7 protein-coding genes are annotated in these 5745 nt (G+C 55.6%); 3 read left to right on the top strand and 4 right to left on the bottom strand.

Annotated features, from left to right (window positions below):
* On the bottom strand, positions 1-930 hold a 930-nt coding region (locus PAT3040_RS06855), incomplete at its 3' end, for a CopD family protein (RefSeq protein ID WP_181376466.1).
* A gap of 152 nt (positions 931-1082) precedes the next feature.
* Between PAT3040_RS06855 and PAT3040_RS06850 the strand changes: the two genes are divergently transcribed.
* The 3 genes from PAT3040_RS06850 (at position 1083) to PAT3040_RS06840 (ending at position 3158) form a co-directional block, all read left to right on the top strand.
* Positions 1083-1262, top strand: a complete 180-nt coding sequence (locus PAT3040_RS06850) for a hypothetical protein (RefSeq protein ID WP_108991992.1) — start codon at positions 1083-1085, stop codon at positions 1260-1262.
* Between the two features lie 122 nt (positions 1263-1384).
* Entirely contained in the window at positions 1385-2764 is a 1380-nt protein-coding gene (locus PAT3040_RS06845) for a Glu/Leu/Phe/Val family dehydrogenase (RefSeq protein WP_108991991.1), read from the top strand.
* A gap of 82 nt (positions 2765-2846) precedes the next feature.
* Positions 2847-3158, top strand: a complete 312-nt coding sequence (locus PAT3040_RS06840; RefSeq protein ID WP_108991990.1) for a hypothetical protein — start codon at positions 2847-2849, stop codon at positions 3156-3158.
* A gap of 543 nt (positions 3159-3701) precedes the next feature.
* On the opposite strand, the gene PAT3040_RS06835 is transcribed toward PAT3040_RS06840, so the two are convergent.
* The 3 genes from PAT3040_RS06835 to PAT3040_RS06825 all read right to left on the bottom strand — a co-directional run.
* The gene (locus PAT3040_RS06835; protein WP_108991989.1) at positions 3702-4508 is read right to left on the bottom strand and encodes a hypothetical protein; all 807 of its coding nucleotides are present in this window, start codon (positions 4506-4508) and stop codon (positions 3702-3704) included.
* A gap of 3 nt (positions 4509-4511) precedes the next feature.
* Positions 4512-5090 (bottom strand): Pvc16 family protein, encoded by a 579-nt coding sequence (locus PAT3040_RS06830; RefSeq protein ID WP_087566844.1) that lies wholly within the window; start codon positions 5088-5090, stop codon positions 4512-4514.
* A 154-nt stretch (positions 5091-5244) separates the two neighbouring features.
* A partial coding sequence (locus tag PAT3040_RS06825) for an ATP-binding protein (RefSeq protein WP_108991988.1) occupies positions 5245-5745 on the bottom strand: 501 nt, incomplete at its 5' end.

The raw sequence follows: 5745 nt of genomic DNA, 5'->3' as shown, positions 1-5745 counted from the left end.
GAACCCGTCAAGCTTAAGCAGGCTGCCTCGCGGCAGCTCGCCGCGCCGCGCGCTCCTTCGCAACGCGGCGCCGATCCCGATAACCAGCAGCACGACCGCCGTTTTCCCCATGAGCCATCTCCCCCAAGCGCCGCGCCAGAGCGCCGACAAGTCCGGCAGCAACAGCCATGCCATTATAGCGCCCGTAACAACCAAGATGGCGATCATTAGCCAAGCGATACCCGAGAACGTCTCGGCGAAACGTCCAGCTTCCTTCCGGTCGTACCTCCAGAACAGCAGCAACAACACAACGCCGGATACCCACATAGACGAACACGCCAAGTGAATGAAATCAGATAAAACCGCGACCGTTAACTCGTCCGATGCCGCCGGATGCCCGATCAAACTCTCCGTTGCAATCAGCAGCAATGCCCAAACGGCCTTGATGGCATCCGGAAGGCGAGCTACGATCAAACCAAAAACCGCAAGTCCAACCATGACAAGCCAGGCTTGTCCCGACGATGTCATCGTGAAAACCCGCAGCCAGTCGTCAAAGCCGCCTTGAAGCCCCGAAGCCACCCGGTTAGACTGAACGAACACATGAAGCAGAACGACCAGAAGCAACGCCTTTGCCATCGGCCCGGACCACTTCCCCATCCACTCCCGCTGCCGCGCGCCTCTCTCGCCGGGCGATACGGCAAGGAATGTCAACATATGGCCCGTCGTGACGAGCAACATGCCATAATAGAGCGCGCGAAGAGCGTATACCGCGCTTTCCTTCAACCAGTAGGCGGTATCGCCGCCTTCTCCGTGCGCATGCAGAGCCGTCCCCGGACCGAAGCCGCTGCCGGCGCCTGCAGTCTGGGGCAGCAGCGCCATGCCTGCTATTAACAGCGCGGCGAAAACCGTACCGGATTTTATTTTAGAACTATAGTCCTGTTTGTTATGCAATGAAACCACCTGTCCTTCCTGCCAAGTCAGCATCTAGTGTACTAGACCGCGGAGAAAAGGACAATTGGCCCGGAAGGGCTACTCGTGCATAACGGCGATGGAAAACGCCCATCATGTAGAGGGTTGACCATTGGCGGAAAGGAGGAATCGTAGTGGACAATCAGTACCATGTGGCGGAGCTTCGTCACCAAGAAGATGCGCTGGACGCCATTCGCCAGTTGGAAAACAGGCTTTCGAAGCAGAACGGCAGTCAAATCGCTCTGGTCGCCTATTCGGCCGGAGAGAAAAAAGAGCAGTCCGGGTTCGACGGTTCGGATAACGGATCGCATTGACATGACAATATTGTGAACGCGATTGCCCTGTTCGGCAAAACATAAGCGATTTCAATGTAGCAGGCAACATATGGTACAATGGGGTCGCTAACACCAATACGCTTGCTAGGAGGACATCACTAATGGCTAGCCAGACAGGCGCAATCGTACAACAATCGTTATCCGCTCTAATGGATGATCCCAAATTCCTATCACAGCTGCAAGGCGAGCTCCGCGAACGTTCGTTCCAGTCGCTTGCCGCCATTCTGTCCACGCCGAACAAAGTACATAAGGCATTTCTTCGTATCGCGCTTGGGGATGGAAACGTCGTCCGAATTCCCGCATTCCGGATTCAGCACAATGACGCGCTCGGACCCTACAAAGGCGGAATTCGGTTTCACGAGACGGTAAACGAAGAGGAAGTCACCAATCTCGCGGCGTTAATGACGCTTAAAAACGCGCTTCACGAAGTGCCGTTCGGCGGCGGCAAGGGCGGCGTGGTCATCAACCCCCGCAACTTCTCGGATAAAGATTTATATCTCATCTGCAAAAAATACGTGCAATACTTCAGTGACGTACTGGGTCCCGACAAGGACATCCCCGCTCCCGATATGGGCACGGGCGAACGCGAGATGGACTGGATGATGGCCGAATACAAAAACATTCATCCCGGCCATCCCTATCTTGGCAGCTTCACCGGCAAAAGCATCGTCAGCGGCGGATCTCTCGGCCGGCGCGAAGCAACGGGCAAAGGCGTCTACTTCACGTTCCGCTACATGCTGCATGATTACTTGAACGAACATGGCGGCTGGCTGTCAGGCAGCGATAACCCGTTCGCAAAAACGGCGCGGGAACACGCGGGCAGACCGCTGTCCGTCGCCGTACAAGGCTTCGGCAACGTCGGTTCGGTCGCGGCTCTGGAAGCGTACAAGTGCTCCGCATTGCGAAACCGTGTCGTAGCGGTCAGCGATCGCAACGTCACCTTGTACAATGAAGAAGGGCTGGACATTCCCGCTTTGATCGAATATGCTTCCACAAACAAAGGCGATCTTCCCGGAACGACGGAAGCGCTGGACGGGATTGGGCTCAAAGCGCAGGTGCTCGGACGCGAGGATGTGCTGTCCTTAAACGTAGACGTGCTTTTCCTTGCCGCTTTGGAGGATCAGATCCGCGAGGACAACGTATCGCAAGTGCAAGCCCGCATTATCGTGGAGGGAGCGAACGCCCCGATTACCGGCGAGGCGGACGCTATCCTGTCCGGGAAAGGAACCATCATCATCCCCGACATTTTGGCGAATGCCGGAGGCGTAATCGTCTCTTACTTCGAATGGCTGCAGGGACGGGAGACGCAATTTTATACAGAAACCGAAATATTTAAACTGCTGTTCGCGAAGATGCAAAAGACGATGAACAGCATCCTTCCCGCCTACTTCGGAGATTCGATGACGCTTCGCCAGAGCTGTTACGTGCATGCGGTCATGAAGCTGTCCTCGGTCTTGTTCAGGCAAGGCAAGCTGTATTAAGAGTTGAGTCGGCTGCGGCCTGAGGCAGGTGTAACTTAACGGCGAAACAATCGCTTCAGGCGGCTGGGGGTGGAAGGTAACTATGGAAGTAGAAGAATTTAACTTAATCAGCATCACAATCGGCAATAACGAGTGGGAGAACCGCGAGCTCCACTTCAAAGATGCCAAGCTGATGCTGGTCACTCAATACGGAGATAAGCTCTGGTACGTCGACGTGGCAGAATTGGACGATGCGGAAGTGCTGGACTGGCTTTCGCAAAACGAGAACATTCGGGTCACATTCGACGCCGTCGCCGATAACGGCGAGCGGCTGCAGGGTGCTGCCTACGCGCATCCCAACGCCGCTCATCGCGGACTCGCTATCCGCGGCGAGGGCGAGCTTCGAAGGCCGTAACGCGTTGACGGTTCGGTGCGGTAGCATAAAAGCAAGTTTTATCGCCTATACGAAAAAGGCCCGTTATCGTTTGCGAACGACGCGGGCCTTTTTGTTGCTCAGATAGGATTTACAGTCACCCTGGCGCATGATCGTACTCGAAATTTCATACACATTCGCAACAGTTGCGGCTCTATGGCACCATTGTACTCGAAATTTCATACACATTCGCACCAGTTGCACCTCTACGGCACCATTGTACTCGTAATTTCATACACATTCGCACCAGTTGCGCCTCTACGGCACTGTTGTACTCGATATTTCATACACATTCGCATCAGTTACGCCTCTACGGCACCATTGTACTCGATATTTCATACACATTCGCATCAGTTAAGCCTTAACGGCACCATTGTACTCGAAATTTCATACACATTGCCTCTTCAGGCGCTTCAGCGATGTATTGTGTATGTTTTTCCATACACATCCACACCTGCCGCGACTCAAAAGCACCATTGGTACCATTGTAATAATGCGAGTTTCGCTTCGACAACCGCCAGCCACTCACTTCGCCCAGACGAAGTCAGGCAGCACGTTCGTCTTCCCTTGCTCCAGCGGCCACCGTTCCTCCAGCGTACGATCTTCGTGCTTTAGCCGGACGGCGACGCCACCGACTGGCGATACGCGTCCACGGAACGGCAGCAATACCCAGCCGTCCCGATCACTCACCGCAGCGGCTGCCGGAAGCAGCAGCGTATGACGCTTCCACCGGCCTGCTGTTGGCCTGTCCAGCTCAAGCCGCAGCTCCTCCCCGTCCTCGGTCGGCAGCACGCGGAAGCATTCGGCCCCCTTGCCGTCTTTGCCGCGCACGGCCAGCGCGTCGCCGTTTTTAAGCTTCGTCGCGCCGGGCAAGCAACGAAGCTTCGTGCTGCCCGGGGCAACCTCCTCGTCCAGAATTCGTCCTCTAGCCATGCTGTCGTCCTCCACATAAGCGAAAACCTCCACGTCCGACAACGGTTTCCCTGCACCGTCCGTCAATCTGCGAATAATACCGGAGGCGGATGCCGGAGGAGTGTATCTTCTGCTTGGCATTAAAAAGAGCTCGACGACGGGATGACCTTGCTTCAACGTCGACAGATCGACTTGTCTGGTACATGGCAGATACATGTCGGACTCCACGATTATTGTGCAAAAATTACCGTGGATGTCCAGAAACGCCCAGCTGCCTTCCGACGTGCGAAGCGGAGTCGCCCGGACATCCTCGAGTCTCACCCTGACCGCAGAAGCAGCGGCCGGTCGGCCTGTCCATACATCAGTCGTCCGAATGACAAGCGAGCAACGGGATACGGTAGTGGATTGAGAGGAGTGCATGACTTATCCCCGCTCCTTCTCGCGCAGCGTGATGCGTCTCTCCACAACGCGGGCGGCCGGCTTGACGCGATTGGAATCCAGATGCACGGGACCGATCCGATACGCCAGCGAAAGCTTGTAAGGCGCATCCCCGAATTGCCACAGACGCGTCAGATCCTCCGTTCCGTAAGGCAATGGCGATATTTTGAGCCCGGCATCGGAATCGGCCAGCGTTCCCTCCAGCATGGGCCCCCGCAATACGCTATTGTCATGAAGAATCTGCGCAACCTTGCCCAGCAGTCGGTGCTCGTCAAGCGTGCGAGTCAATATATCCGCACTGGAATGTGCAGTTATTAGACATTCCAGATCAATGGAACGCGGCGGATAACGGAGCATATCGCCTTCGATCAGCATTTCCGTTCGGCGCGATTCGTTGTTCTCCCTCACCGCGCATATGTATACCGATATGTTCAAGTCTCCCTTGTCCGCCGGACTCGCCATCCCGATCAGCTCCGGACGGGATACCGGATCCGGCGTCATTTCCTCGCGCAGCAGCTTGAGCAGGCTGGCGCCGGCGTCGGCAATTACCGTGTAGCTTCCCATTGTCTTCTCTCCTCCACCTGCCCGGCAATCGGTTTCATGCCGAAGTACGGGCCGGAAAAATAATGATGATTGGCCTTGCGAATACAACCATACACTACGAATACTACGACTGGACTACTCTACTCTTTTTCCGTCCTGCACCTTCGTTTCACTATCATTCGCTGTAAGGCGCGAAAGCTCCCCGCATCGGAATTTTGCCAAGTTTCTGAAGCTCGGCGCGTGCCGAACGTACCATATGCGTCATTCCGATAGGCTGATGTCCGGATGCGGCAAGGAATGCGGCGGCGAGCACAATATTTTTGATATGACCGCCCGATACCTCTACGCGTTGAGCCAGGAACGGCAGGTCCAAATCCTCGTCCCGGGGAACGCCGACGGGAAGGAGAGACGCGAATATTCTCGCGCGATCTTCAGCGCTGGGGAATGGGAACTTAACGATGACGCTCATGCGCCGCAGCAGCGCCTCGTCCAAATTTTGCATAAGATTGGTGGCCAGAATCGTTACCCCGTCGTAGGCCTCGATTAATTGAAGCAAATAAGCCGCTTCCATATTGGCGTAACGATCGTGTGCATCCTTCACCTCTGTCCGTTTGCCGAACAGCGCATCGCCTTCGTCGAAGAACAGGATGGCGCCGCTCTGCCGAGCTTCCTCGAA

The sequence above is a fragment of the Paenibacillus agaridevorans genome, from assembly GCF_003112455.1.
In the GTDB taxonomy this organism is placed as follows: domain Bacteria; phylum Bacillota; class Bacilli; order Paenibacillales; family Paenibacillaceae; genus Pristimantibacillus; species Pristimantibacillus agaridevorans.
This window is presented reverse-complemented; position numbering and strand designations above follow the sequence as displayed.

What these genes read in the sequence shown, in the direction of transcription:
- PAT3040_RS06845 (WP_108991991.1), top strand. Translation starts at nt 1,385, where the DNA reads ATGGCTAGCCAGACAGGCGCAATCGTACAACAATCGTTATCCGCTCTA.
- PAT3040_RS06830 (WP_087566844.1), bottom strand. Translation starts at nt 5,090, where the DNA reads ATGGGAAGCTACACGGTAATTGCCGACGCCGGCGCCAGCCTGCTCAAG.
- PAT3040_RS06840 (WP_108991990.1), top strand. Translation starts at nt 2,847, where the DNA reads ATGGAAGTAGAAGAATTTAACTTAATCAGCATCACAATCGGCAATAAC.
- PAT3040_RS06835 (WP_108991989.1), bottom strand. Translation starts at nt 4,508, where the DNA reads ATGCACTCCTCTCAATCCACTACCGTATCCCGTTGCTCGCTTGTCATT.